Here is a 23041-nt window from a genome sequence, read left to right on the forward strand (position 1 = left end):
AGAAGGTGGCACGCCCGACTACACGGGCGTGCGACCTTCGCGCATCGCGGCGAGCCGCTCCTGGAAGTCGTGCGACCCCATGAGCTGGGAGAGCGTCGGGATGAGGTCGGCGAACACGGCGTGCGACGCGCCCTCGACGGCGCGGCGTCCGAGACGCAGGGTCTCCCGCGCCGCGCGCGGCGGGTGCTGCGCGATCTTCTCCGCGAGCTCGAGGGCGCGCGTGAACTGCGTGCCGGTCGGGACGACCTCCTGCACGAGCCCGAGGCGGAGCGCCTCCGCGGCATCCCAGTTCTCGCCGGTCAGCAACCAACGCATCGCGTTGGCCCAGCCGACCTCGAGCGGCATCCGCAGCCCGCCGCCGCCCGCGGGGGTCGTGCCGCGGCTCACCTCGCCCTGGTTGAAGACGGTGTCGTCGGCGGCGATGCGGATGTCGGCGGCGAGCATGAGCTCGTGCGCCATGGCGCCGACGGTGCCCTGCAGGGCCACCACGAGCGGCTTGGAGAGCCGCGTCGTCGTGCCGAAGGGGTTGATCCGTCCGGGGCCGTCGGTGCTGTAGCGGCGCTCCTGGAGCACGGGAAGGAATGCGGCGGGCTCGAGCCCGGCGGAGAACGCGGGGCCCTCGCCGGCGAGCAGCACCACCCGCACCTCCGGGTCGTTCTCGGCACGGTGGTAGGCCGCGCCGAGGGCCTCGAACGCCTCGGGGTCGATCGCGTTGGCGTGCTCGGGACGGTTGAGGGTCACCACGGCGACGGCGCCGGAGCGCGCGTAGCCGATCTTGTCGTCAGTCATGGGCTCACGGTAAGGAGCGGGATGCCGTCATTCCAGTGCACTCTTCGCACTCGTGGAGTGCGTGAAGTGGAATGCATCTGGGTAACTGTTCAACTAGCGAACGTGCATTTGATTCACGCACTGCCGCGTCCTTACGATCGGGGAACCGGAGGCGCCGAGGCCGCCGGCTACGAGTCAGGAGATCGATGAGTACCCCCGCGATCGAGGTCCGCGACGTCAGCAAGACGTTCGACAACGGATTCCACGCCATGGACTCGGTCGATCTGACGATCCAGCCAGGCGAATTCGTCGCCATCGTGGGCGTGAGCGGCTGCGGCAAGTCGACGCTCTTGCGCATCCTCGCCGGGCTCACCCCGGCCTCGTCGGGCACCGTCAGCGTGCTCGGCTCGCCGGTGCGGGGAGCGCGCCGCGACGTGGGGCTCATGTTCCAACGGCCCGCCCTGCTCGACTGGAAGACCGCGATCGAGAACGTGCTCGTGCCGATCCGGCTGCATCGCCCACTGACCGACGGCGACTTCCGCGAGGCCAAGCGCGTGCTCGACCTCTACGGACTCGAAGGCGCGGCCTACCGCTTCCCGCGCCAGCTCTCCGGGGGGATGCAGCAGCGCGTCGCCCTTGCCCGCCTCATCATGACCGGCGCCAACGTGCGACTCCTCGATGAGCCGTTCGGCGCCGTCGACGAGCTCACGCGCGAGCACCTCAACGTCGAGCTGCTGCGCGTGCACGAGGAGAGCGAGTCGACCACCGTGCTCGTCACCCACAACATCTTCGAGGCCGTCCTGCTCGCCGACCGGGTCGTCGTCATGACGCCCCGCCCCGGACGCATCACGGCCGACATCCCGGTCGACCTGCCCCGGCCCCGGCATCCCGAGTCGGTGCAGAGCCCCGAGTTCCAGGCGATCGCCGCCGCAGTGCGCGACGCGCTGCACGGAGCTCCCGCGAGTGAGGACGCCCGTTGAGCACCAACCTGGCCACGCGCGCCGTCGCGATCGCCGCCCGCCCGCGGCGACGCGTCGCGCCGATCCGCATCATCGCCCCGCTCGTGCTGCTCGTCGTCGTCGTCGGGCTCTGGGAGCTCGCCACGTCGCTCGGCTGGGTGAGCAACCTCATCCTGCCGCGGCCGCTCGACGTGCTCACGTCGCTCGTCGACCTGTTCGCGACCGGGCTCATCTGGCCGCACTTCGGTGCGACCCTCTTCGAGACCTTCGCGGGCTTCGCCTTCGCGGCCGTGCTCGCGCTCAGCCTCGCGCTCGCCGCCGGGTGGTCGACGACGCTGCGCCACATGATCCAGCCCTACGCCGTCGTGCTGCAGGTGCTGCCGATGCTCGCCCTCGCACCGATCATCATCTCTGCGTTCGGATTCGGGTTCGAGTCGAAGATCGTCGTCGCGGGTCTCATCGCCTTCTTCCCGATCTTCGTCAACACCCTCACCGGCCTGCTCATGCCCGACCCGCAGGAGGAGGAGCTGTTCCGCTCGCTCGGGGCGGGGCGTGCTCAGACCTTCGTGCACGTGCTGCTGCCCACCGCCGCGCCGCTCATGTTCGCGGGCCTGCGCATCGGGCTCACCCTCGCGCTCGCCGGAGCCGTCGTCGCCGAGTTCGTCTCCGCTCAGGTCGGGCTCGGCCTGCTCGTGCAGCGCTTCAGTTACCAGCTCAACCTCGACGACGCGTTCGCCATCATCCTCGTGCTGACCGGCATCGGTCTCACGCTCTACGCCGCCATCGGCCTCGTCGACCGCTACGTCGTCTTCTGGCGCCGCGACGACCAGCTCGCCGTGCGCAGCCGACTCCGAGCTCGCCGTATCGAACGGCGGATCCGCGGCCTCTAGCCGCACCCTGCAACGCCCTGCACCATCCCGACACCGATCTGGAGAAGAGATGAACCGCAATCACACCCCGAGTCGCCGGCTCGTCGGGGGCACCGTCGCCCTCGCGCTCGGCGCCGTCATCCTGAGCGGCTGCGCCCCGCAGTCGACCGACGCCGAGACCACCCGTCTCGTCGTCGCCAACCCCGCCCCGAACTCGCTGTTCACGTTCAACGAGGTCGTCGCGCGCGAGCTCGGCTTCTACGAGGAGGAGGGCCTCGACGTCGAGGTCGTCGCGATCTCGGACAGCATCCCCGCCGCGAGCCTCGTGCAGAACGGGAACGCCGACGTCGCGCTCATCGCCGCGAGCGACGCGCTCGCCGCCGCCTCGAAGACCGACGAGCTCGCGCTGCCGTACGACGAGCGCACGGGCGGTGTCGACTTCATCTACGGCATCGTCGTGCCCGAGGAGAGCGGCATCGAGTCGCTCACCGAGCTCGCCGGCGCCAACATCGGCCTCGCCTCGCCCGACCAGGACCTCGCCCTGCTCGCATCGGCCCTCGAGCAGGTCGGCATGAGCCTCGACGACGTCACGACGACGGTCGTCGGTCCGGGCGGCAGCTCGGTCGCCGAGTCGCTGCGTCAGGGGCGCATCGCCGCCTACACCGGAACGCTCGCCGACTTCGCCGCGTTCGGCGACGCCGGGCTCGAGGTGGAGAACATCATCCCCGAGGGGCTCGAGGGGCTCCCGGTCGGCGGCTACATCGTGCGCGCGGCCGACCTCGAGGACGAGGCGATCATCGGCTTCCTGCGTGCTCTCGCGAAGGGCACCTTCGTGGCGATCGAGCGTCCCGAGATCGCGGCGCTCGTGACGCAGAAGGTCGCGCCGGAGCAGTGGCGTGAGCCCGAGGTGGCCGAGTTTCTCATCGAGGGCCTCACCGAGACCCTGCGGCCCTTCGACGGCGTGAACTTCGGCGAGGTCAAGGTCGAGCGCTGGGAGAACGCACAGGAGCTGCTCGTACAGGTGGGTGCGATGGATGCGCCGATCGACCTGAGCGACTTCTTGCGCACCGACTTCCTTGAGCGCATCAACGACTGGGATCGCGACGAGGTGCTGGCCCAGGCGGACGCCTGGCTCGCCGAGAACGGGGAGTAGTCGAGTGTCCGGTCTCGAGCGACGGAATCCCCTCACCGAGCTGACGGCGGCCCAGGCTGCGGCCGTCATCCGCGAGGGAGGAGTGAGCTCGGAGGAGTACACGACCGCGCTGCTGGCGGAAGCCGACGCACGGTCCGAGCTCAACCTGTTCACGTCGCTCGAGCCGGACACCGTGCTCGAGGCCGCGCGTCACGCCGATGCCGTGCGCGCCTCGGGCGCCGCTCTCGGACCCCTTCACGGGGTGCCGATCGCCGTAAAAGACAGCATCCACACGGCGGGTCGTGTGACGACCAACGGCACCGCGTCGATGCGCGCCTACGTGCCGACTCGGGATGCCGACATCCTCACGCCCCTCGCCGCGGCCGGCGCGCTCGTGCTCGGCAAGACGGGGCTCACCGAGATCTCGTTCGGCTGGACGAGCAACAACGGCGCCTTCGGTGCCGTGCGCAATCCCTACGACCCCACCCTCGTGCCCGGTGGGAGCAGCGGCGGGTCGGCTGCCGCGGTCGCCGCCCGCGTCGCGCCGCTCGCGATCGGCGCCGACACCCTCGGCTCGATCCAGATCCCCGCGTCGTTCTGCGGCGTCGTCGGCTTCCGTCCGACCCTCGACCGGTACCCGAACCGCGGCTCCTTCGGGCTCACCCGCGGTCTGCTCGACCAGCTGGGCCCGATGGCCCGCAGCGTCGAGGACGTCGCGCTCTTCGACGCGATCATCGCCGGCGGCGACCCGTTGCCTGCGGTGAAGCTCGCGGGCACCCGCGTCGGCGTCCCCGCCTTCTACACCGACGGGATCGAATCCAGCGTCGCCGCGGTCTGGAGCGCGGCGCTCGACGCCCTGCGGGATGCCGGCGTGGAGCTCGTCGACGTCGACGTGCCCGAGCAGTTGCGCGAAGCGTTCGGCGTCTCGGCCGCGATCATGCTCTTCGACGCGATGCCGGCGATCGCGGCGTACCTCGAGTCGTACGACGTCGGGCTCGACCTCGGCGCGTTCGTCGAGCAGTTGGCGCCCGCGAAGCGCGAGTTCTTCGAGCAGGTCGCGATGCCCCCGGGTCGCCCGCCCGAGGAGGCGTACCGCGGCGCCGTCGCGCGCCGACCCGCTCTCGTGGAAGCGCTCGAGCGGTACCTCGCCGACCACGACCTCGCGGCGCTCGCCCTCCCCGCCGTCGGCGCACCTCCGCCGCACGTCGGCGAGGAGCACCACGTGCATGTCGACGGTGCCGAGGCGTCGTTCTTCGACGCGTTCGGGCGCAACACGGCGCTCTCGCCCGCCACGGGCGCCCCGGCCCTCGTGCTCCCCGCCGCGCTGTCGTCGACGGGTCTCCCGGTCGGTTTCGAGCTGATCGGCGCACGGGGGTCCGATCGCGATCTTCTGGCCCTCGGTGCGGGTGTCGAGCGCGTCTTCGGTTTCACGGGAACCGGTCGCCCGGCAGAATGACAAGGGTGTTCCGTCGCGTCCTCGTCGTGCAGCATGTGCCGTGGGAGGCGCCGGGTCGCATCGCCGACGCCCTCGCGCGGGCCGGGGTGCCGAGCGAGCGGCGCACGGTGATCGGATCGCGCGATGTCGTGCTCCCCGCGCTCGAGGCGCTCGCGGGAGTCGTCATCATGGGAGGCCCGATGGGTGCCGACGACGTCGACGAACATCCCGGGCTCGCCGCTGAGCGCGACCTCGCGCGACGTGCCGTCGACGCCGAGATCCCGGTGCTCGGCGTCTGCCTCGGGCACCAGATCCTCGCCCGAGCCCTCGGCGGCGCCCTGCACCCCGGTGCGACGCGCGAGGTCGGCGTCGCGCCCGTGTCACTCGTCGCCGACTCGGCGCTCGGTGCCGCCGGATCGTCGCTCGACGTGCTGCATTGGCACTACGACAACGTCGAGCCGCCGCCCGGTGCGACCGTGCTCGCGAGCACCGACGGGTGCGCCAATCAGGCGTTCCGGGTCGGCTCGGCCTTCGCGACGCAGTTCCACCTCGAGGTCGGGCCGGATCTGCTCGACTCCTGGCTCGAGGTCGAGCAGATGCGATCCGAGCTGCCGGATGGCGGCGCGGCCCTGCGCGCGGAGCTGCGGGCCGCCGACCTCCGCATGCGCCCTGTGGCGGACGCGGTGTTCGACGAGTTCGCCCGCGCGGCCCTCGCCCGCGGCTGACTCCCTATCTGCCCGATTCGGGCTCTACGTACGAGACCGCCGGAGCCCGAATCGGGCAAACAGCCGTCGCTCGCCTCTACACGCGGGCGAAGAGTCGCGCGGGATGCTCGATCGCGTCGACGACCGTGCGCAGGAAGCCCGCCGCGTAGCCGCCGTCGCACACGCGGTGGTCGAAGACGAGCGACACCTGCAGGATGCGGCGGGCGACGATCGCCCCGTCGACCACCCACGGACGCTCGATCGCCCGGCCGACGCCGAGGATCGCCACCTCGGGGTGGTTGATGATCGCCGCGGAGCCGTCGACGCCGAACGACCCGTAGTTGTTGAGGGTGAAGGTCGAGCCGGTGAGCTGCTCGGGGGAGGCCGAGCCGGCGCGCACGAGCTCGCTCACGCGCCGCACCTCGGCGTCGAGCGACGCCACGGAGAGCTCGTGGGCGCCGCGCACGACGGGCACCATGAGTCCGCGCGGGGTGTCGACGGCGATGCCGAGGTTGACCCCGGCGAACTCGACGAGCTCGCTGCCGTCGCCGTCGAGCCGTCCGCCGAGCGCGGGGTAGGCCTCGAGCCCGAGCAACGCGAAGCGGGCGAGGAATGCCGTGAGCGAGGGAGCGGGACTGTCGGCGGAGGCCATCGCGCGGCGCAGGTGCCAGAGCTCGGTCGCGTCGACGTCGACCCACACGGTCGCTTCGGGGATCTCGGCGCGGCTTCGGCTGAGCTTCGCGGCGACGGTGCGGCGCAGCATCCCGAGCGGTTCGCGCTTCGCGATGCCGAGGCCCGTCGCGGCGTCGCGGTCGCCCGAGACGGCGGCGGGGGATGCCGTGGCACGCAGCACGTCTCCGCGGGTGATCGCACCGTCGGCACCGGTGGGGCTGATGCGGTGCAGGTCGATGCCGTGCTCGCGAGCGAGGCGCCGCACGATCGGTGACCGCACGGCGACCGGGCCGTCGCCCGACGCGGGGGCGGGGATGCTCGGAGCCGGACGCGCGACCGGCCGACGACGGCGCGCGGTGGCCTGGTGGCCGGACGTGCCGTAGCCGATGAGCACGTTGCCCGAGCCTCCACCCGCGCGCTCCTCGGCGCGGTAGGCCTCCACGTCCGCGGCGGCGGGAGCGGTCTCGACGGCCGGTGCGGGCGGCGGGGTGGCGGGCGTCGACCCGTCGTCGACCTCGAGCAGCGGCGACCCGACGGCGAGCGTCTCGCCCTCCGCGCCGTGCACGGCCGCGACGGTGCCGGCGTACGGCGAGGGCACCTCGACGACACTCTTCGCCGTCTCGACTTCGACGACGGGCTGGTCGACCTTCACGGGGTCGCCCGGGGCGACGAGCCAGCGGATGACCTCCGCCTCGGTGAGTCCCTCGCCGAGGTCGGGGAGGGTGAAGACGCGGCTCACGCGTCGCCCCCATGCTCGTCGTCCCAGTGCAGCGAGTCGATCGCATCGAGGATGCGGTCGACGTCGGGCAGGTAGTACTTCTCGAGCTTCGGCGGGGCGAACGGGATGTCGAACCCCGTGACGCGGCGCACGGGCGCCTCGAGGTGCTCGAAGCAGCGCTCCGCCACCCGGGCGGCGATCTCGGACGCGACGCTCGCGAAGCCGGGGGCCTCGGCGACGACCACCGCACGACCCGTGGCGCGCACGGCATCCATCACCGTCGCGTCGTCGAACGGCACGAGGGTGCGCACGTCGACGACCTGCACGCTGCGCCCCTCGCCCGCGGCGATCTCGGCGGCCTGCATCGCGGTCGACACGGCGGCGCCGTAGGCGATCACCGTGACGTCGGTGCCCTCGCGGGCGATGGCGGCCTCGCCGATGCGCGCGACCTTCGAGGTGTCGACCGGCGCCTTCGACCAGTACAGCTTCTTGTGCTCGAGGAAGACGACGGGGTCGGGGCTGTCGATCGCCGCGCGCAGGAGCGAGTACGCGTCCTGGGGGGTCGCGGGGGCGACGACGGTGAGCCCGGGGGTGTGGGCGTAGTACGCCTCGGAGGAGTCGCAGTGGTGCTCGACGCCGCCGATGCCGCCGCCGTAGGGGATGCGGATGACCATCGGCAGCCGCACGGCGCCCTTCGTGCGGTTGCCCATCTTGGCGACGTGGCTCACGACCTGCTCGAAGGCGGGGTAGGCGAACGCGTCGAACTGCATCTCGACCACCGGCCGCATCCCGTTCATGGCCATGCCGACGGCGGTGCCGACGATGCCCGACTCGGCGAGCGGGGTGTCGAACACGCGGTTCTCGCCGAACCGGGCGGTGAGCCCGTCGGTGATGCGGAACACGCCGCCGAGCGCCCCGACGTCTTCGCCGAAGACGAGCACGGACGGGTCGGCCTCGAGCGCGTCGGCGAGGGCGCGGTTGAGGGCACCGGCCATCGTCATCGATTCGACCGCCGGGGGAGCGGCCGCGGGGGCCTCGTCGAGCAGGGTCATCGGGTCTCCTCTCGGGCCAGCTCGTCGCGGGACAGCTCGCCGGCGAGTGCGTTCCACTGCTCGTCGAGTTGCGGCGTGCGGGTCGCGTAGACGTGCCGCATGAGGTCTTCAGGATCGAGCTCCGCGTCGGTGCCGAGTGCCTCGCGCAGGGCCGCGGCGACCTCCTCGGCCTGCGCGGCGAACGTCTCCTCGGTCGCGGCGTCGAGTGCCTTGCGGCCCTTCAGATGGGCGCGCAGGCGGCTGAGCGGATCGCGATCGACCCACGCCTTCACGTCGTCGCTGTCGCGATAGCGGGTGTCGTCGTCGGCGTTGGTGTGCGCGAGCATCCGATAGGTGTGGGCTTCGACCAGGCTCGGACCGCCACCAGCCCGAGCCTGGTCGACCGCCTCGCCGAGGACGGCGAGGAGCGCGGCGACGTCGTTCCCGTCGACGCGCGTGCCGGGCATCCCGTACCCCACTGCCTTATGGGCCAGCGACGGGGCGGCGGTCTGCCGCGACAGCGGCACGGAGATGGCGAACTCGTTGTTCTGGATGAAGAACACCACCGGGAGGTGGAACACGGCCGCGAAGTTGAGGGCCTCGTGGAAGTCGCCCTCGCTCGTCGCGCCGTCGCCGCAGAGGGCCAGCACGACGGTGTCCTCGCCGCGGAGTTTGGCGGCATGCGCGAATCCGACGGCGTGGAGCAGTTGGGTGGCGAGCGGCGTCGCCTGCGGCGCCACCTGGTGCTCGCGGGGGTCGTAGCCGGAGTGCCAGTCGCCCTTGAGCAGCACCATGGCATCCGCCGCCTTCACCCCCCGCATGATCACGGCGACCGAGTCGCGGTAGGTCGGGAACAGCCAATCGCCGTCGGAGAGCACCTGGGCGGCGGCGACCTGGCAGGCCTCCTGGCCGGTCGACGCGGGGTAGACGGCGAGGCGGCCCTGACGGACGAGGGCGTTGCACTGGTCGTTGATGCGGCGGCCGAGCACGAGTCCGCGGTAGGCCTCACGCAGGCGCGCGACGTCGGGCAGCGTGAAGTCGGGGTCGGCGACCTTCTTGCCGGCCGCATCGACGAGGCGCACGGGCACGTCGCGGGGGAGCAGCGATCGGTCGTCGGGGCGGACGGCTGTGCTCATGAGACGCTCCAGTGCGTGGCAGGTGTCTACTCAGAGTGCGGCTTCGCCTCTATTTGTCGCAATGCTGGGGCGAATGACGAGAAGAATCGACAGGCAACGTCCCGATTACTATGCTTTTGTCCAATAACTGAACGATCGGTAGGGAAGGCGGGCACGTGGACCTGGACGAAGTGGATGAGCGCATCCTCGAGCTGCTGCGACGCGACGGCCGCGCCTCGATGACGGCCGTCGCCGACGCCGTGCACATCTCCCGCGCGAACGCCTACACGCGGGTGAACCGGCTCGTCGACACGGGCGTGATCGCGGGGTTCTCGGCTCGCATCGACCCGGTCAAGGCGGGCCTCCACGCCTCCGCCTACGTGTCGCTCGCCGTCGACCAGACGTCGTGGCAGGAGGTGCGCGAACGGCTCGCCGCCATCCGAGGCATCGAGCACATCGCGCTCGTCGGCGGCGACACCGACGTGCTGCTGCTCGTGCGGGCGCGCGACAACAGCGACCTGCGCCGCGTCGTGCTCGAAGAGCTGCAGGCGATCCCCGCCGTGAAGTCGACCCGCACCGCCCTCGTGTTCGAGGACTTCGAGCCGACGCGAGACTGACGCGAAACCCTCGCGGGTTGAGTGCCGCGCGCAGCGCGGTGTATCGAAACCCCGACGTTCGACGTGCCTGGTTTCGATACACCGCCTTCGGCGGCACTCAACCCGCGAGGGTCAGGCGCGACCCGTGAAGACGGGCGGGCGCTTCTGCTGGAACGCCGCGAAGCCCTCGCGGTAGTCGTCGGTGTCGCACAGGTCGGCCTGCGCCCGGTTCTCGTGCGTCATGCTCGCCCACAGCCCGAGCCGCTCGTCGCGCACCTGGGCCACGAGCTGCTTGCTCGCCCGGAACGCGAGGGTCGCGCCGGCGGCGACCGTGCGCGCGGTCGACAGGGTGAGATCCTCGAGCTCGGCTGCGGGCACGGCGCGCGAGAACAGCCCACCCGCCACAGCCTCCGCACCCGACATGAGCCGCGCGGTGTAGATGAGATCGAGCGTGCGGTGGGCGCCGAGCCGTTCGACGAAGAGCGCGTGCCCGCCCGAGTCGAGCGTCGCGCCGAGGTTCGCGAACGGTGATCCGATCTTCGCGTCGTCGGCGACGTAGACGACGTCGGTCGCGATGAGCAACCCGAGCCCGACGCCGAGGCACGCGCCGTGGGCGGCGGCGAAGGTCGGCGCCGGGAAGGCGCTCATCTTCTTCAGCAGCGGCTCGACGCGTCCGCCGAGGAAGCCGAGCACGTCGTCCTCCCGCGGGTCGACGCCGGCGATGTCGCGGCCCGCGCAGAACGCCCGACCCTCGCCACGGAGCACGAGCGCCCGCACCCCCGCCGCCGCGGCGTCGTCGTAGGCCGCGCTCAGCTCGTCGAGCGCACCCTCGTCGAGCGCGTTGAGCTTGTCGGGGCGGTCGAGGGTGACGATCGCGAGATCGCCGTCGAGGTCGAGCCGGGGCATCGTCGCTCCTGTCGTCGGGGTGGTGAGGTCAGGCGTCGTAGTCGACGAGCACGTCGTCGCTCGTCGGATGGGACTGGCAGGTGAGCACGTACCCTGCGTCGAGCTCGTCGGGTTCGAGCGCGTAGTTCTCGGTCATCCGCACCGAGCCGTCGACGAGCTTCGCGCGGCACGTGCCGCAGACCCCGCCGGCGCACGCGAACGGCACGTCGGTGCGCACCCGCAGGGCGGCGTTGAGGATGCTCTCCGCCTGCCGCTCCGGAATGACGACGGTCGAGGTGCGGCCGTCGAGCGTGAACTTGACGGTCGACGCGTTGACGCCGACGGTGTGCTCGACGGGTCGCCCGACCGCGCCGCCGGAGCCGTACTCGGGTCGCCCGGTGGTGAAGAGCTCGAAGTGCACGGCGGCACGCGGCACCCCGGCATCCTCGAGTCGACCGCGGCACAGCTCGACGAGGTCGAACGGCCCGCAGAGGAACCACTCGTCGACGTCGGTGGGCGGCACGAGGAAGCGCAGGATGCCGTCGAGCTTGTCGTCGTCGATACGGCCGGAGAGCAGCTCCGACGTGCGCTCCTCGCGCGAGAGCACGTGGTGCAGCGCGAGTCGCTCGCGGTAGCGATCCTTCAGGTCGGCGAGCTCCTCGAGGAACATGACATCGAGCGAGGTGCGGTTCGTGTAGACGAGGCTGAACCGCGCGCGCTCGGTGCCGCCGAGCAGAGTGCGGATGAGCGCCATGAGCGGTGTGATGCCCGAGCCGGCGGCGATCGCGGCGAAGTGCTTGTCCTCCGCCGCGGTGAGGTCGGTCGTGAAGGTGCCCTGCGGGCTCATCACGTCGAGCTGCATGCCCGGCGCGAGGTGCTCGTTGGCCCAGGTCGAGAAGACGCCGCCGACGTCGCGCTTGATCGCGACGCGCACCTCGCCCGGCACGGGCGCCTGGCAGATCGAGTAGCTGCGGCGCAGCTCGGCGCCGTCCGGGCTCGCGAGCCCCGAGCGCAGCGCGACGTACTGTCCCGGCGCGTAGTCGTAGGCATCCCGCAGCTCGTCGGGCACCGCGAAGGTGACCTCGATGCTGTCGCTCGTCAGGCGGCGCACCTCGCGCACGGCGAGGGCGTTGAAGGTGGCGCGCTTGCGGGCGCCCAGGTTGGTCGCGGCCACGGTCAGATCACCTTGAAGTAGTCGAACGGCTCGAGGCACGCGCGGCACTCGTAGAGCGCCTTGCACGACGTCGATCCGAAGCGCGAGATCTCGGCGGTGTCGGCCGAGCCGCAGCGCGGGCAGCGCGTCGCGAGGGTGAGACGGATGGGACCCTGCAGCACGTGCGAACGACCCGTCGGCGGCGCGATGCCGTACTCCTCGAGCTTCCGCTTGCCGTCGGCGCTCATCCAGTCGGTCGTCCACGCGGGGGAGAGGGTCATCTTCACCTCGACGGCGCCCAGGCCCGCGGGGCTCAGCACCGCGACGAGGTCGTCGCGGATGGCATCCATCGCGGGGCAGCCCGAGTAGGTCGGGGTGATCGTGACCGTGACGCCGCGCTCGGTCACCTCGACGTCGCGCAGGATGCCGAGGTCTTCGATCGTGAGCACCGGGATCTCGGGGTCGACGACGGTCGCTGCGAGCTCCCAGACCTTCTGCCGGTCGGTCAGCACGGTGGCGCTCACCAGGTGGCTCCGGGATGCTCGCGGGCGAGCACCTGCATCTCGGCGAGCAGCAGCGACAGGTTCTCGGAGTGCCACCCTCGACGTCCGCCGCCGCGCGCCGTGTCGGCGTCGGGGAAGGTCATGCCGGTCTCGGCGGCGAGGGCGGCGATCACGGCGTCGAACGCCGGACGCAGCGTCGACGGCCGCACCGCGACGCCCTCGAGCCGGTCGAGCAGCGGCTCGTCGCGGAACAGGTCGCCGACGTAGGGCCAGACGTGCTCGAGGGCGACCTCGAGCCGTCGGCGGGACTCGTCGGTGCCGAGGGCGAGCCGCCGGAACCACTCGACGGTGTGGTCGCGGTGGTAGTCGACCTCTTTGACCGACTTTGCGGCGATCGCGGCGAGGGTGTCGTCGGTGCTCGCCCGCAGGCGGCCGTAGAGCTCGAACATGTAGATCGCGGCGGCGAGCTGCCGCACGATCGTGTGCGCGTAGTCGCCGTTGGGCTGCTCGGCGAGCTGGCTCGACCGGAAGTCGCGCTCGCCGCGCCAGTAGGCGAGGTCGTCTTCGGTGCGGCCCGTCGCGCTGCCGGCGTACGACAGGAGCGAGCGCGCGTGGCCGAGCAGGTCGAGCGCGATGTTGCCGAGCGCGATGTCCTCCTCGAGCTCGGGCGCGCGCGAGATCCACCAGCCGAGCTGGTGGGCGAGGATGAGCGCGTCGTCGCCGAGCCAGAGCGCGTACTCGGCGACATCCGCCGTGGCGTCGCCGGCGCGCCGGACGATCTCGTCGTCGAGCGTGAGCTGATCGACGACGACGTCACCGTGCGGGTCGTCGATCACAGGTGCTTCACGCCTTCCGACTTCGTGTAGTAGATCGCGTGGCGGAAGTTCTTACCCGCGGGCGACTCGAAGTAGGCGCCCTTGGCGTCGGGGTCGGACGTCGTGATGTACTCCGCCGGCACGACCCAGATCGACACGCCCTCGTTGCGGCGCGTGTAGAGGTCGCGCGCGTTCTTGACGGCCATCGTCGCGTCGGGGGCGTGCAGCGACCCCGCGTGCACGTGGGCGAGGCCCCGGTTGGCGCGCACGAAGACCTCCCACATCGGCCATTCCTCGCGGTCGGCCGCCGAGCCGGGGGTGGTCACGACGCCACCTGCTCGCGGGATGCCTGCTTGCGCGCGTACGCGGCGGCCGCCTCGCGCACCCAGGCGCCGTCCTCGAACGCCTTCCGGCGGTGGGCGAGGCGCTGACCGTTCGCGGGGCCGCGGCCGGCGAGCACCTCGTGGAACTCGTCCCAGTCGAGCTGGCCGTAGTCGTAGTGACCGGTCTCCTCGTTCCAGCGCAGGTCGGGGTCGGGCAGGGTGACGCCGAGGGCCTCCGCCTGCGGCACGAGCATGTCGACGAAGCGCTGCCGCAGCTCGTCGTTGCTGAAACGCTTGATGTTCCACGCCATCGACTGCACGGAGTTCGGCGAGTCGCCGTCCGGCGGACCGAACATCATGAGGCTCGGCGCGTACCAGCGGTCGACGGCATCCTGAGCCATCGCGCGCTGCGCGTCGGTGCCGTTCATGAGCTCGAGCAGGATCTCGAAGCCCTGCCGCTGGTGGAACGACTCCTCCTTGCAGATCCGCACCATCGCGCGGCCGTAAGGGCCGTAGGAGGCGCGGCACAGCGGCACCTGGTTGCAGATCGCGGCGCCGTCGACGAGCCAGCCGATCGCGCCCATGTCGGCCCAGGTGAGGGTCGGGTAGTTGAAGATCGACGAGTAGCGGGCCTTGCCGTCGACGAGCGCCTGGAACATCTCGTCGCGCGGAGTGCCGAGGGTCTGCGCCGCGGAGTAGAGGTAGAGCCCGTGACCGGCTTCGTCTTGCACCTTGGCCATGAGGATGGCTTTGCGCTTGAGGCTCGGGGCACGGCTGATCCAGTTGGCCTCGGGCTGCATGCCGATGATCTCGGAGTGCGCGTGCTGCGAGATCTGGCGCACGAGCGTCTTGCGGTAGGCGTCCGGCATCCAGTCGCGCGGCTCGATGCGCGAGTCGGCGGCGATGAGCTCGTCGAAGCGCTGCTGGCCGGAAGCGTCGACGTCATCGACGAGCGTGAGGTCGGCGGGGGTGGTCATCACTGTCCTCCTGGATAACTGACCGGGCGTTCGGTTAGTATATGGGAATGCTCGACAGTCCGGTACCCCTGCGACCGATGCTCGCCGCCGACGCGGCGTCCGCGGCGTTCGGGATGCGCGTGCTCGCCGACGAGCCCGGTCGTGCGGTCGTCGAGATGACGGTGCGGGCCGACATGCTCAACGGCTTCGGCATCACGCACGGCGGACTCGTCTTCGCGCTCGCCGACACCGCCTTCGCGATCGCGTGCAACGAAGACGATCGCCTGACGGTCGCCGCCGGTGCCGACGTGACGTTCCTCAAGTCGACGCGCGAGGGCGACGTGCTCACCGCGACGGCGGTGCGTCGACTCCGCTCGGGCCGCACCGGCCTCTACGACGTCACCGTGACCGACCAGACCGGGGATGTCGTGGCCGAGTTCCGCGGACGCAGCATCGCGACGGACCGCCCGCTGCCGTTCTGAGTGGGAGACTGGGCGGGATGTCCTCTCCCATCCGCCGCGGACGCCCCGGCTACGACCAGCAGGGCATCCTCGCCATCTCCGTCGCCGCGTTCAACGAGTTCGGCTACGAGGCCACCTCGATGGGCGTGCTCGCCGAGCGGCTCGGGCTCTCGAAGTCGGCGATCTACCACCACGTCTCCTCGAAGGAGGAGCTGCTCGAACTCGCGCTCGACCAGGCGCTCGGCGCGCTCGAGGCGGTGCTCGCCGAGCCCGGCGCGCAGACCGGGTCGGCGGGGGAGCGGCTCACCTACGTCATCCGTCGCGCCGTGCACGTGCTCGTCGCCGAGCTGCCGTCGGTCACGCTGCTGCTGCGGCTTCGCGGCAACACCGAGGTCGAACGGTCGGCCCTCGAGCGACGCCGGCGGTTCGACCGCGCGGTGTCGGAGCTCGTCGCCGCCGCGGCCGACGAGGGGTGGTTGCGGCCCGAGGTCGACCCGCGCCTCGCCGAGCGACTCGTCTTCGGCATGATCAACTCGATCGCCGAGTGGTACCGCCCCGACGGGGATGCCGACAAGCTCGCCGACACGGTCGTCGCGGTCGCGGTCGACGGCCTCCGCGCCGCCGGTCGCTAGCTCGCGAGGGGTCGCGTTTCGGGCCTTCGCGGCCGCGAATGGCCGCGAAACACGACCCCTCGCGACCACCTTCAGGCCGCGACGGGCTCCTTCGCCACGAGGGTGAGCACGTCGTACGTGGCGACGACGGCATCCTCCTGGTTCTTCAGCACGGCATCCCACCGCACCTCGCCGTACTCGTCGGTCTCGCGCGGCGTGATCTGCTTCGCGGTGAGCTCGACGCGGATGCTGTCGCCGGGCGATACCGGCGTGAGGAACCGCAGGTTCTCGAGCCCGTAGTTGGCGAGCACCGGACCCGGCTCGGGGTCGACGAAGAGCCCCGCCGCCCACGACACGAGCAGGTAGCCGTGCGCGACGCGGCCCGGGAAGAACGGGTTGGCCGCGGCGGCCTCCTCGTCCATGTGCGCGTAGAACGTGTCGCCCGTGAACGCGGCGAACGTCTCGATGTCAGCGAGAGTCACCTCGCGTGAGCCCGAGATGACCTGGTCGCCGAGCACGAGCTCCGCGAGGCTCTTGCGGAACGGATGCCGCCCGCCCGGCTGCGACGCGGCACCGGCGTGCCACACGCCCGTGAGCGCCGTGAGCATCGCGGGGGAGCCCTGCACCGCGGTGCGCTGCATGTGGTGCAGCACCGCGCGCATCCCGCCGAGCTCCTCGCCGCCGCCCGCGCGGCCGGGGCCGCCGTGCACGAGGCTCGGCAGCGGGGAGCCGTGGCCGGTCGAGGAGCGCGCGTCGTCGCGGTCGAGCAGCAGGATGCGCCCGTTGTAGGCGGCGGCGCGGTTCACGAGGGCGACCGCGAAACCGGGGTCGTGCGTCGCGACGCTCGTGACGAGCGACCCGCCGCCGCGCGCGATGAGGTCGGCCGCCTCGTCGACGGTCTCGTAGGTGAGGAGCGATGACACGGGGCCGAACGCCTCGGTCTCGTGCACGACATCGCCCGCTCCGGTCGGGAACCTCAGCAGGAGCGGCGCGACGAAGGCGCCCTCGGGGGCGAGCCCGCGCGAGCCGTCGGCGTGCGTCACCTCGGGGGCGTCGGTCGAGCCGAGCACGATCTCGCCGCCCGCGGCGGTGAGCCTGCCGACCTGGCGCAGCACCTCGTCGCGCTGCTCGATCGACGCGAGCGGGCCCATCGTGACGCCTTCGCCGCGCGGGTCGCCGAGCACCGTGCGCTCCGCGATCCTGGCGCCGACCGCATCGACGACGGCCCCCACCGACGCGGCGGGCACGATCGCCCGGCGGATGGCGGTGCACTTCTGCCCCGCCTTCGTCGTCATCTCGGCGACGAGCTGCTTGACGTACGCGTCGAACTCGGGCGTGCCGGCGATCGCGTCGGGCCCGAGCACCGACGCGTTGATCGAGTCGGTCTCGCTCGTGAAGCGCACGCCGCCCGTCTGCACGGCGTCGTGCGAGCGCAGACGCTCCGCGGTCGAGGCGGAGCCCGTGAACGCGACGAGGTCGCCGAGTCGCAGGTGGTCGAAGAGCGTCGGGATGCTGCCCGACACGAGCGAGAGCGTTCCGGCGGGCAAGAGGCCGCTCTCGACCAGGATGCGCACGAACGCCTCCGCGAGGTAGCCCGTCGGGGTCGCGGGCTTCACGACCGTCGGCATCCCGGCCAGGAACGCGGGCGCGAACTTCTCGAGCGACCCCCACACCGGGAAGTTGAACGCGTTGATCTGCACGGCGACGCCGGGGAGACGGGTGTAGATGTGACGCCCCAGGAAACTGCCGTCCTTCGAGAGCACCTCGGCGGGGCCGTCGACGTAGACGGTCGTGTTCGGCAGCTCGCGGCGGCCCTTCGAGGCGTAGGTGAAGAGCACGCCGATGCCGCCGTCGACATCCACCCACGAGTCGGCCTTCGTCGCGCCGGTCTGCGCGGAGATCGCGTACAGCTCCTCCTTGCGTTCGGTGAGCGCGAGGGCGAACTGCTTGAGCAGCAGCGCGCGCTGGTGGAACGTGAGCGCGCCGAGGCTCGCCTGACCGACCGTGCGGGCGTGCTCGAGGGCCGCACCGAGGTCGAGTCCGGTCGTCGAGACGCGGGCCACGGGATCGCCCGTCGAGGCGTCGAGCACGGTCGCGGCGTCGACGTCGGCGGCGGGCGTCCACCACGCGTCGTTCACGTACGAGGGGAGGAGGTCGGTCATGGTCAGCTTCCGGTCGAGGTATCGGAGGGCCAGGTGAAGAATCCCTGGCCGGACTTCTTGCCCAGGTGGCCGGCGGCCACGAGGTCGCGCAGCAGCTGCGGCGGCTCGAAACGTTCCCCGAGGCGCGACGCGAGGTAGTCGGCGATGTCGAGCCGCACATCCAGCCCCACGAGGTCGGTCGTGCGCAGCGGCCCGGTCTGGTGCCGGTAGCCGAGTTCCATCGCGGCGTCGATGTCCGCAGGTGTCGCGACGCCCTCCTCGACCATGCGGATCGCCTCGAGCGCGATCGCGACCCCGAGTCGCGATGAGGCGAAGCCGGGGGAGTCGGTCACGGTGACGGGCGTCTTGCCGAGCGCCCGCACCCAGTCCTGCGCGCGGGACACAAGGGCGTCGGGCGTCGCGGCGCCGCGCACGACCTCGACGAGCGACGACGCGGGCACGGGGTTGAAGAAGTGCAGGCCGAGGAAGCGCTCGGGCCGCTCGAGGCTCGCGGCGAGATCGTCGATCGAGAGCGACGACGTGTTGCTCGCGAGCACGGCATCCGCTTCGAGCAGCCGCTCGACGCCGGTGAGCGCCTCCGTCTTGAGGTCGGGCAGCTCGGGCACGGCCTCGACGACGAGGTCGCGGTCGGCGAGGGCGCCACGGTCGGCGGTAACGGTGAGGGCGGCGAGCAACTCCTCGCGCGCGAGGGCGGTCGACCCGCGCTCGACGCTGCGGTCGACGGCCGTGCGGATGCCGGCGCCGGCCCGCTCGAGGAAGTCCGGTTGGTCGACGACGACGACGTCGGCGCCGGCGAGCAGGAAGGCGTGCGCGATGCCGCCTCCCATCCGGCCGCCGCCGAGCACGCCGACGCGCGTGGGCACGTTCACGTCTTCTTCCTCTCGAGGAACTCCGTCATGCGCCGGTGCTTCTCGGGCGACTCGAAGAGCACGGCTTGCGTCTGCTCGTCGACCGCGGGATGCGCGCTCCGCGGGGCGGCCAGCACGGCCTTCGTGAGGCGCGTGGCGAGGGGGTCGTTCTTCGCGATCCGGTCGGCGAGTTCGTGCGCGGTCGCGAGCAGCTCGCTCGAGGGCACCACTCGACTGACGAGGCCCGCCGCGAGGGCCTCCGTCGCGTCGAGGGTGCGGCCCGTCAGCAGCAGTTCGGCGGCGAGGGCGTGACCGACGATCTCGGGCAGCCGCCAGGTGGCCCCTGCGGCGGCGAGGATGCCGAGCCCCGTCTCGGGGTTGCCGATCTTCAGGCCCTCGCCGGCGATGCGGAGGTCGGCGGCGTAGGCGAGCTCGGCGCCGCCGCCGAGGGTCCAGCCGTCGATCGCGGCGATGACGGGCATCGGCAGGCGCGCGATGCGGTCGAAGACGCGCGAGTTGACGCCCTCGAGCGCGTCGGACGCACGGCGGTCGCGCAGTTCGGCGATGTCGGCGCCCGACGCGAACACCTCCGTCGAGCCGGCGAGGATCAGGATGCGCGGCGTCGCCTCGAGCTCGGCGCAGACCTCGTGCAGCTCGGCGACCATCGCGCGCGAGATCGCGTTGCGCACGTCGGGTCGGTCGAGCACGACCTCGACGCGGTCGTCGGAGCGCGTGACCCGGAGCTCGCTCACATCCGCTCCAGGATCATCGCCTGACCCTGCCCGACGCCGACGCACATCGTCGCGAGACCGTAGCGGGCATCCTCACGCTCCATGCGCGCGAGCAGCGTGACGACGAGGCGCGAGCCGCTCGATCCGAGAGGGTGCCCGAGCGCGATCGCCCCGCCATCGGCGTTGACGATGGCTTCGTCGAGCCCGAGCCGCCGCATGCTCGCGAGCGACTGGGTCGCGAAGGCCTCGTTCAGCTCGACGGCGCCGAGGTCGCCGATGCCGAGACGTGCGCGGGCGAGGGCCTTCTCTGTCGCGGGCACCGGGCCGAGACCCATGATCTCGGGGGCGATCCCGGCGGATGCGGCGGTGACGACGCGGGCCCGGGGCACGAGGCCGAGGCGTTCCACGGCGGCGCCGCTCGCGACGACGATCGCCGAGGCGCCGTCGTTGAGCGAGCTGGAGTTGCCCGCCGTGACGACGCTGCCGCCGCGCACGACGGGGGAGAGCTTCGCGAGCACCTCGGCGGTGGTCCCGGGACGAGGCCCTTCGTCGGTGTCGACGACGCCGCTCGGGGTCTCGACGCCGACGATCTCTGCGGCGAACCGGCCGGCGGAGATCGCGGCGAGGGCGCGCTCGTGCGACCGCACGGCGAAGGCGTCGGCGTCGTCGCGGGTGATCCCGTCGAGGCGGGCGACCTCCTCCGCGGTCTCGGGCATCGCGAAGGTGGCCTTGTCGCGTGCAGCGAGCCTCGGGTTGGTGAAGCGCCAGCCGATCGAGGTGTCGAAGGCATCCCCGGGCTTGGCCCACGCCTTCGCCGGCTTGGTCTGCACCCACGGCGCACGGGTCATCGACTCGACCCCGCCCGCGACGATGAGGTCGGCGTCGCCCGCGCGGATGGCCTGCGCGGCCTGGGCGATCGCGGTCATGCCGGAGGCGCACAGGCGGTTGACCGTGAAGCCCGGGATGTCGTCGGGCAGTCCCGCGAGCAGCACGGCCATGCGGGCGACGTTGCGGTTGTCTTCGCCGGCCTGGTTGGCGGCGCCGAGGACGACCTCGTCGAGTTCGGACGCCGGGATGCCCGCGCGGCGTACCGCTTCGCCCAGGACGAGCGCCGCGAGGTCGTCGGGCCTGACCGAGGCGAGGGCTCCGCCGTACCGGCCGACCGGCGTGCGGACTCCGCCGACGAGATACGCGTCCACGCCACCTCCGAATTACTGACCGATCGTTCGGTCAAGTCTTTCGCGTCGGAGGGGTGCGTGTCAACCGGGCCGGAGTTCAGTCGTCGTCGAGCTCCTCATCCGGTCGTCCCGGACGCACGACGGCCGTGTCGGCGACGTCGATGCGCGTCGCACCGTTCGTGCCTTCGCTCAGCGTGATGCGCGGGGCGGCATCCTCGGGGTCGGCTTTCGGGGCGCGCGTCAGTTCTTCGCGACGGGCTTCGGGGTCGACGAGCTCTTCCGGTGTCATGTGCCGACCCTCCCCCGCGCGGGCTCGAGACGGCACCCCCTTGACGCGAGGGGTCGCGTTTCGGGGATTCGATTCCGCGCGAGTGCCCCACGCGCGCCCCCTCGCGGTGTCGGCGGGGAGGTCAGGGATGCGCGAGCGCGTCGGCGGCGACCGCCGCGCCGGCGACCAGGCCGGCCGCGACCGCCGTACCGATCGACTGCATCGGCCCCGGCAGCTCGCGCACGTGGGCCGTGTCGCCCGCCGCGTAGACGCCCGCGCGGCTCGTGCGTCCCATCGCGTCGATGAGCACCGCTCCGCTCGGGCCGACCTCGAGTCCGAGCGCGGCGACGAGCGGTGAGACGCGGATCGTCGACGCCGCGAACAGGCCGGCGACGTCGAGCGTCGAGCCGTCGTCGAGGGTGAGGCGGAGGCCATCCCCGTGGTCGTCGACGCGGACGAGTCCTTCCACCGGCACGAGGTCGTCGGTGATCGGTCGCAGCAACCCGCTCAGGTGGGCGAGTCGCGCCTCGTCGGGCGCGAGGATGCCGACCCGCTGTCCGGCGAACTCGTGGCCGTGGCAGAACGGGCAGTGGGCGATCTTGCGGCCCCACTGCTCGGCGAGCCCCGGGATGTCGGGCAGCTCGTCGCGCACCCCTGTGGCGAGCACGATCGCTCGGGCCGACTCGCGGTGGCCGTCGGGGAAGGCGACCGTGAAGTCGCCGGCGTCGCCGCGCACCTCGGCCGCGCGGCCGTCGGCGAGCTCCACGGTGCCGTAGCCCGCCAGGTCCCGCCGCGCGGCGGCGCGCAGGTCGGCGGGCGGTGTGCCGTCGAACCCGATGAGGTTGTGCAGGTGCTCGGCCGGGGCATTGCGGTAGTCGCCCGAATCGACGAGCAGCACCGAGCGGTGGATGCGGCCGAGGGTGAGGGCGGCCTGGAGTCCGGCGGGTCCGCCGCCGAGGATGATCGCGTCGTACATGTCTCTCCTTGCGTTCTCCAGCATCCTGTGACTTCATGTCGACATGAAGTCAAGTCCGTGGTCCATCGGCGACACCGCCGCGCGGTTCAGCCTGCCGACGCACGTGCTGCGGCACTAGGAGGACGTCGGGCTGCTCGACCCCGCGCGCGACAGCGGCGGCCGTCGCCGGTACACCGACGGGGACGTCGTGCGCGTCGCGGTGATCGTGCGCAGCAAGGCCGCCGGCATGACGCTCGACCAGATCCGCGTGCTGCTCGACGAGGAGGCACCCGAGCGGCACGCCATCCTCGAGTCGCACCTCGACGACCTCGACCGGCGGATGCGCGAACTCGAACGTGCGCGCGAGATGACGGCGCACGCCTTCGAGTGCGAGCAGCACGACATCGCGACCTGCCCGCGATTCGTGGAGACCGTCGCCGACCTGCTCGACGGAGGGACCTGGCCGGTCGATAGGGTCGGAGCGTGACTCCCCGTCGGCGCCCGATCTTCGGCTGGATCGCGTTCTCGCTGATCCTCGTGGCGGCGGTCGTCGTCGGCGGTGCCGTGGTCTACGGCTACCTGCAGACGCAGGACGCGTTCGTGCAGGGTCCGCCCTGGTTCGTCGTCACCGGGTCGGTGGCCGCGATCCCGCTCGGCGTCCTGTGTCTCCTCGGGCTCGTGCTCGGCATCGTGGGCCTCGCGCGGCGCGAGCGACCCGGCTGGCCGGCCGTCGCCGCGGTCGTGCTCGCCCTTCCCGGGTTCGGCTCTCTCGCGTTCGCGGCGTTCGCGGCGTTCACCGTGCTGACCTCGTGCGCGGGGCCTGCCGGGGCCTGCGGCTAGACGTCACGGCGGGCGCCCGGCATCCTTCCCGGCCGCGTCCCTTAGACTGTGGCGGGCCGTTTCTGCCTCGGGGCGTAGCTCAGCTTGGTAGAGCGCCCGCTTTGGGAGCGGGAGGTCGCAGGTTCAAATCCTGTCGCCCCGACCATCAGCCCCACACCTTTCATCCACCCCAGGAGACGTATTCCCATGGTCACGACGACCGTCGAGCGCCTGTCGCCCACCCGCGTGAAGCTGAACATCACCGTGACGCCGGAGGAGCTCAAGCCGAGCATCACCCACGCGTACCAGCACATCGCCGAGTCGGTGAACATCCCCGGCTTCCGCAAGGGCAAGGTGCCGCCGCCCATCATCGA

27 protein-coding genes and 1 tRNA gene are annotated in these 23041 nt (G+C 71.8%); 12 read left to right on the top strand and 16 right to left on the bottom strand.

Going from position 1 to position 23041, the window contains the following annotated elements; translation table 11 throughout:
- Positions 1 to 18 precede the first annotated feature (18 nt).
- Positions 19 to 789 carry an enoyl-CoA hydratase-related protein gene (locus ACO1X9_RS03350; protein WP_486349411.1) on the bottom strand — a complete coding sequence of 257 codons (771 nt, stop codon included), beginning with the start codon at positions 787 to 789 and terminating at the stop codon, positions 19 to 21.
- Between the two features lie 185 nt (positions 790 to 974).
- On the opposite strand from ACO1X9_RS03350, the gene ACO1X9_RS03355 reads away from it, so the two are divergent.
- Genes ACO1X9_RS03355 through ACO1X9_RS03375 form a run of 5 tightly spaced genes read left to right on the top strand, consistent with a single transcriptional unit; the run spans position 975 to position 5888 of the window.
- Positions 975 to 1748 carry an ABC transporter ATP-binding protein gene (locus ACO1X9_RS03355; protein WP_486349412.1) on the top strand — a complete coding sequence of 258 codons (774 nt, stop codon included), beginning with the start codon at positions 975 to 977 and terminating at the stop codon, positions 1746 to 1748.
- Entirely contained in the window at positions 1745 to 2617 is an 873-nt protein-coding gene (locus tag ACO1X9_RS03360) for an ABC transporter permease (RefSeq protein WP_486349413.1), read from the top strand. The genes ACO1X9_RS03355 and ACO1X9_RS03360 overlap by 4 nt, the downstream gene beginning before the upstream one ends.
- Positions 2618 to 2666: 49 nt before the next feature.
- Complete coding sequence (locus ACO1X9_RS03365) at positions 2667 to 3749, top strand: ABC transporter substrate-binding protein (protein WP_486349414.1); 1083 nt, start codon at positions 2667 to 2669, stop codon at positions 3747 to 3749.
- A gap of 4 nt (positions 3750 to 3753) precedes the next feature.
- Positions 3754 to 5184 carry an amidase family protein gene (locus ACO1X9_RS03370; protein ID WP_486349415.1) on the top strand — a complete coding sequence of 477 codons (1431 nt, stop codon included), beginning with the start codon at positions 3754 to 3756 and terminating at the stop codon, positions 5182 to 5184.
- A gap of 5 nt (positions 5185 to 5189) precedes the next feature.
- Positions 5190 to 5888, top strand: a complete 699-nt coding sequence (locus tag ACO1X9_RS03375) for a type 1 glutamine amidotransferase (RefSeq protein WP_486349416.1) — start codon at positions 5190 to 5192, stop codon at positions 5886 to 5888.
- Positions 5889 to 5964: 76 nt separating this feature from the next.
- Here ACO1X9_RS03375 and ACO1X9_RS03380 read toward each other — a convergent pair whose 3' ends face one another.
- Genes ACO1X9_RS03380 through pdhA form a run of 3 tightly spaced genes read right to left on the bottom strand, consistent with a single transcriptional unit; the run spans position 5965 to position 9424 of the window.
- Entirely contained in the window at positions 5965 to 7278 is a 1314-nt protein-coding gene (locus ACO1X9_RS03380) for a dihydrolipoamide acetyltransferase family protein (RefSeq protein WP_486349417.1), read from the bottom strand.
- Positions 7275 to 8309, bottom strand: a complete 1035-nt coding sequence (locus tag ACO1X9_RS03385; RefSeq protein ID WP_486349418.1) for an alpha-ketoacid dehydrogenase subunit beta — start codon at positions 8307 to 8309, stop codon at positions 7275 to 7277. The genes ACO1X9_RS03380 and ACO1X9_RS03385 overlap by 4 nt, the downstream gene beginning before the upstream one ends.
- Positions 8306 to 9424, bottom strand: coding sequence for a pyruvate dehydrogenase (acetyl-transferring) E1 component subunit alpha (gene pdhA, locus ACO1X9_RS03390; RefSeq protein ID WP_486349419.1), 1119 nt, complete (start codon positions 9422 to 9424; stop codon positions 8306 to 8308). The genes ACO1X9_RS03385 and pdhA overlap by 4 nt, the downstream gene beginning before the upstream one ends.
- Positions 9425 to 9585: 161 nt before the next feature.
- On the opposite strand from pdhA, the gene ACO1X9_RS03395 reads away from it, so the two are divergent.
- Positions 9586 to 10020 (top strand): Lrp/AsnC family transcriptional regulator, encoded by a 435-nt coding sequence (locus ACO1X9_RS03395; RefSeq protein WP_486349435.1) that lies wholly within the window; start codon positions 9586 to 9588, stop codon positions 10018 to 10020.
- Positions 10021 to 10131: 111 nt separating this feature from the next.
- Here ACO1X9_RS03395 and ACO1X9_RS03400 read toward each other — a convergent pair whose 3' ends face one another.
- The 6 genes from ACO1X9_RS03400 to paaA are packed head-to-tail and all read right to left on the bottom strand — an operon-like array spanning position 10132 to position 14655.
- Positions 10132 to 10905, bottom strand: a complete 774-nt coding sequence (locus ACO1X9_RS03400; protein ID WP_486349420.1) for an enoyl-CoA hydratase/isomerase family protein — start codon at positions 10903 to 10905, stop codon at positions 10132 to 10134.
- A 28-nt stretch (positions 10906 to 10933) separates the two neighbouring features.
- The gene (gene paaE / locus ACO1X9_RS03405) at positions 10934 to 12058 is read right to left on the bottom strand and encodes a 1,2-phenylacetyl-CoA epoxidase subunit PaaE (RefSeq protein ID WP_486349421.1); all 1125 of its coding nucleotides are present in this window, start codon (positions 12056 to 12058) and stop codon (positions 10934 to 10936) included.
- 2 nt (positions 12059 to 12060) lie between these two features.
- Positions 12061 to 12561 carry a 1,2-phenylacetyl-CoA epoxidase subunit PaaD gene (paaD, locus tag ACO1X9_RS03410; protein WP_486349422.1) on the bottom strand — a complete coding sequence of 167 codons (501 nt, stop codon included), beginning with the start codon at positions 12559 to 12561 and terminating at the stop codon, positions 12061 to 12063.
- Positions 12558 to 13376, bottom strand: coding sequence for a 1,2-phenylacetyl-CoA epoxidase subunit PaaC (gene paaC / locus ACO1X9_RS03415; protein ID WP_486349423.1), 819 nt, complete (start codon positions 13374 to 13376; stop codon positions 12558 to 12560). Before paaC ends, paaD begins: the two co-directional genes overlap by 4 nt.
- Positions 13373 to 13681, bottom strand: coding sequence for a 1,2-phenylacetyl-CoA epoxidase subunit PaaB (gene paaB / locus ACO1X9_RS03420; RefSeq protein ID WP_486349424.1), 309 nt, complete (start codon positions 13679 to 13681; stop codon positions 13373 to 13375). Before paaB ends, paaC begins: the two co-directional genes overlap by 4 nt.
- Positions 13678 to 14655: a 1,2-phenylacetyl-CoA epoxidase subunit PaaA gene (gene paaA / locus ACO1X9_RS03425; protein WP_486349425.1), complete on the bottom strand. Its 978-nt coding sequence runs from the start codon at positions 14653 to 14655 to the stop codon at positions 13678 to 13680. The genes paaB and paaA overlap by 4 nt, the downstream gene beginning before the upstream one ends.
- A 47-nt stretch (positions 14656 to 14702) precedes the next feature.
- Here paaA and paaI point away from each other — a divergent pair, with 47 nt between their 5' ends.
- Positions 14703 to 15116: a hydroxyphenylacetyl-CoA thioesterase PaaI gene (gene paaI, locus ACO1X9_RS03430; RefSeq protein ID WP_486349426.1), complete on the top strand. Its 414-nt coding sequence runs from the start codon at positions 14703 to 14705 to the stop codon at positions 15114 to 15116.
- Positions 15117 to 15133: 17 nt separating this feature from the next.
- Positions 15134 to 15727 carry a TetR/AcrR family transcriptional regulator gene (locus ACO1X9_RS03435; protein ID WP_486349427.1) on the top strand — a complete coding sequence of 198 codons (594 nt, stop codon included), beginning with the start codon at positions 15134 to 15136 and terminating at the stop codon, positions 15725 to 15727.
- A gap of 71 nt (positions 15728 to 15798) precedes the next feature.
- Here the strand turns inward: ACO1X9_RS03435 and paaZ are convergent, their stop codons facing one another.
- The 6 genes from paaZ to ACO1X9_RS03465 form a co-directional block, all read right to left on the bottom strand.
- Positions 15799 to 17868, bottom strand: a complete 2070-nt coding sequence (paaZ, locus tag ACO1X9_RS03440; protein WP_486349428.1) for a phenylacetic acid degradation bifunctional protein PaaZ — start codon at positions 17866 to 17868, stop codon at positions 15799 to 15801.
- Between the two features lie 2 nt (positions 17869 to 17870).
- A complete protein-coding gene (locus tag ACO1X9_RS03445) occupies positions 17871 to 18737 on the bottom strand; it encodes a 3-hydroxyacyl-CoA dehydrogenase family protein (RefSeq protein ID WP_486349429.1) in 867 nt (288 codons plus the stop codon).
- Positions 18734 to 19468, bottom strand: a complete 735-nt coding sequence (locus tag ACO1X9_RS03450) for an enoyl-CoA hydratase/isomerase family protein (RefSeq protein ID WP_486349430.1) — start codon at positions 19466 to 19468, stop codon at positions 18734 to 18736. The genes ACO1X9_RS03445 and ACO1X9_RS03450 overlap by 4 nt, the downstream gene beginning before the upstream one ends.
- On the bottom strand, positions 19465 to 20646 hold the full coding sequence (locus tag ACO1X9_RS03455) for a thiolase family protein (protein WP_486349431.1): 1182 nt from the start codon (positions 20644 to 20646) through the stop codon (positions 19465 to 19467). The genes ACO1X9_RS03450 and ACO1X9_RS03455 overlap by 4 nt, the downstream gene beginning before the upstream one ends.
- Positions 20647 to 20722: 76 nt before the next feature.
- The gene (locus tag ACO1X9_RS03460; RefSeq protein ID WP_486349432.1) at positions 20723 to 20914 is read right to left on the bottom strand and encodes a hypothetical protein; all 192 of its coding nucleotides are present in this window, start codon (positions 20912 to 20914) and stop codon (positions 20723 to 20725) included.
- Positions 20915 to 21035: 121 nt separating this feature from the next.
- Positions 21036 to 21869, bottom strand: a complete 834-nt coding sequence (locus ACO1X9_RS03465) for an NAD(P)/FAD-dependent oxidoreductase (RefSeq protein ID WP_486349433.1) — start codon at positions 21867 to 21869, stop codon at positions 21036 to 21038.
- 130 nt (positions 21870 to 21999) lie between these two features.
- Between ACO1X9_RS03465 and ACO1X9_RS03470 the strand changes: the two genes are divergently transcribed.
- From ACO1X9_RS03470 to ACO1X9_RS03485, 4 genes are all read left to right on the top strand, one after another.
- The gene (locus ACO1X9_RS03470) at positions 22000 to 22335 is read left to right on the top strand and encodes a MerR family DNA-binding protein (RefSeq protein WP_486349436.1); all 336 of its coding nucleotides are present in this window, start codon (positions 22000 to 22002) and stop codon (positions 22333 to 22335) included.
- Positions 22332 to 22688: a hypothetical protein gene (locus ACO1X9_RS03475; RefSeq protein WP_486349434.1), complete on the top strand. Its 357-nt coding sequence runs from the start codon at positions 22332 to 22334 to the stop codon at positions 22686 to 22688. The genes ACO1X9_RS03470 and ACO1X9_RS03475 overlap by 4 nt, the downstream gene beginning before the upstream one ends.
- A gap of 68 nt (positions 22689 to 22756) precedes the next feature.
- Positions 22757 to 22833, top strand: a tRNA-Pro gene (locus ACO1X9_RS03480).
- 41 nt (positions 22834 to 22874) lie between these two features.
- Positions 22875 to 23041: trigger factor (locus ACO1X9_RS03485; protein ID WP_486349437.1), on the top strand; the 167-nt coding region annotated here is incomplete at its 3' end.

The sequence above is a fragment of the Pseudolysinimonas sp. genome, from assembly GCF_057350545.1.

Excerpts from the sequence above, each read along its gene's own strand:
- paaI (WP_486349426.1), top strand. The coding sequence starts at position 14,703 with ATGCTCGACAGTCCGGTACCCCTGCGACCGATGCTCGCCGCCGACGCG.
- ACO1X9_RS03460 (WP_486349432.1), bottom strand. The coding sequence starts at position 20,914 with ATGACACCGGAAGAGCTCGTCGACCCCGAAGCCCGTCGCGAAGAACTG.
- ACO1X9_RS03400 (WP_486349420.1), bottom strand. The coding sequence starts at position 10,905 with ATGCCCCGGCTCGACCTCGACGGCGATCTCGCGATCGTCACCCTCGAC.
- ACO1X9_RS03385 (WP_486349418.1), bottom strand. The coding sequence starts at position 8,309 with ATGACCCTGCTCGACGAGGCCCCCGCGGCCGCTCCCCCGGCGGTCGAA.
- paaA (WP_486349425.1), bottom strand. The coding sequence starts at position 14,655 with ATGACCACCCCCGCCGACCTCACGCTCGTCGATGACGTCGACGCTTCC.
- ACO1X9_RS03465 (WP_486349433.1), bottom strand. The coding sequence starts at position 21,869 with ATGTACGACGCGATCATCCTCGGCGGCGGACCCGCCGGACTCCAGGCC.
- paaZ (WP_486349428.1), bottom strand. The coding sequence starts at position 17,868 with ATGACCGACCTCCTCCCCTCGTACGTGAACGACGCGTGGTGGACGCCC.
- pdhA (WP_486349419.1), bottom strand. The coding sequence starts at position 9,424 with ATGAGCACAGCCGTCCGCCCCGACGACCGATCGCTGCTCCCCCGCGAC.
- ACO1X9_RS03355 (WP_486349412.1), top strand. The coding sequence starts at position 975 with ATGAGTACCCCCGCGATCGAGGTCCGCGACGTCAGCAAGACGTTCGAC.
- ACO1X9_RS03365 (WP_486349414.1), top strand. The coding sequence starts at position 2,667 with ATGAACCGCAATCACACCCCGAGTCGCCGGCTCGTCGGGGGCACCGTC.
- ACO1X9_RS03350 (WP_486349411.1), bottom strand. The coding sequence starts at position 789 with ATGACTGACGACAAGATCGGCTACGCGCGCTCCGGCGCCGTCGCCGTG.
- ACO1X9_RS03435 (WP_486349427.1), top strand. The coding sequence starts at position 15,134 with ATGTCCTCTCCCATCCGCCGCGGACGCCCCGGCTACGACCAGCAGGGC.